Source organism: Arthrobacter sp. JCM 19049 (assembly GCF_001310435.1).
The window spans coordinates 1-1263 of the sequence record NZ_BAXF01000567.1 but is presented as its reverse complement, the minus strand read 5'-3'; the positions used below and the strand labels follow the sequence as shown (position 1 = coordinate 1263).

Genomic DNA, 1263 nt, shown 5'->3' with positions numbered 1-1263 from the left:
CCAGGCCTCGGCGGAGGCCAGCCGGTGGTCGGCGCCGGCGTCGATCACCAGCGTGTCCTGGGGCAGCTGGGCGGCGATCTCGGCGCTGGCCCCGTGCGGCAGGGCCAGGAACACCACGTCGTGCCCGGCCAGGTTCTCAACGGTGGTCTGGACCAGCACCTTCTCCGCCAGCGCGTGCAGGTGCGGGGCGATGGAGCCAGCCGGCTTCCGGCCTGGGAGTGGGCGGTGACCGCTCCGATGGTGACCTGCGGGTGGTTGGCCAGCAGGCGAAGTACTTCGCCACCGGCATAGCCGCTGGCGCCCGAGACAGCTACTGAAAACGTCATGTGGCAACTCTACCGCTGGATATGCATGAAACCTAATATTTATTCATAGATTGCGCGGGCCGAACTTTGTCGTCATCTCTTCGCGCCCCCGGGCCGCGGCGGTCCTAGACTGGCAGTAGCGGCCCCGCACCCGCTGCCCCGCTCCGGCGCGGACCCGGCGAGCGCGGTGGGCCGAAGTTGAACAATCAGGATTGCACCGAATGACCAAGGGGATGATGCACGCATGAGCAAGCAGCAGAAGATCGTGGCCGCCAAGGCCGGTGGCCCGAGGTGCTGGAGCTGGTGGAGGAACCGGTCCCTCCCCCGGGCCGGGCCAGGTGCTGGTGAAGGTCGCCGCGGTCGGGGTGAACTTCATCGAAACCTATCAGCGCTCGGGCGTCTACCAGGTCCAGTACCGTTCGCGCTGGGCTCGGAGATTTCCGGGACCATCGAACAGGTTGGCTCCGAGGTGCGCAACCTGAAGGTCGGGGACCGGGTCGCGACCTCCGAGGCCACCGGCGGGTACGCGCAGTACGCGGTGGTCGATGCCCGGGTGCTGGGCAAGGTGCCCGAGAAGGTGGACCTGCGCCTGGCCGCCGCCCTGCCGCTGCAGGCTGCACCGCCCACTACCTGATGCATTCGAGCTACATGGTGCGTGAGGGGGATGTGATCCTTTCCTACGCCGGGGCCGGCGGGTGGGGCTGCTGCTGACCCAGATGCTCAAGCTCAAGGGCGCCACCGTGATCACCACCGCCTCCACCCAGGAGAAGAAGGACCTGGCCAAGGCCGCCGGGGCGGACTACGTGGTCGACTACGACCAGGTGCCGCAGACCGTCAAGGAGGTTACCGAGGGCCAGGGCGTGCACGCGGTGTACGACGGGATCGGCAAGGACACCTTCGAGATGTCCCTGGCGGCGCTGCGCCGGCGCGGCACCCTGGTGCTGTTCGGCGGGGCCAG

2 protein-coding genes and 1 pseudogene are annotated in these 1263 nt (G+C 68.3%); 2 read left to right on the top strand and 1 reads right to left on the bottom strand.

Annotated features, from left to right (window positions below):
* Positions 1-326: pseudogene (locus JCM19049_RS21170) on the bottom strand (N-acetyl-gamma-glutamyl-phosphate reductase); the annotation flags it as partial.
* 223 nt (positions 327-549) lie between these two features.
* On the opposite strand from JCM19049_RS21170, the gene JCM19049_RS21165 reads away from it, so the two are divergent.
* Both JCM19049_RS21165 and JCM19049_RS14515 read left to right on the top strand, forming a co-directional pair.
* Positions 550-939, top strand: coding sequence for an alcohol dehydrogenase catalytic domain-containing protein (locus tag JCM19049_RS21165; RefSeq protein WP_279403292.1), 390 nt, complete (start codon positions 550-552; stop codon positions 937-939).
* A 61-nt stretch (positions 940-1000) separates the two neighbouring features.
* The coding region (locus JCM19049_RS14515; protein WP_279403291.1) for a zinc-binding dehydrogenase at positions 1001-1263 on the top strand (263 nt) is incomplete at its 3' end.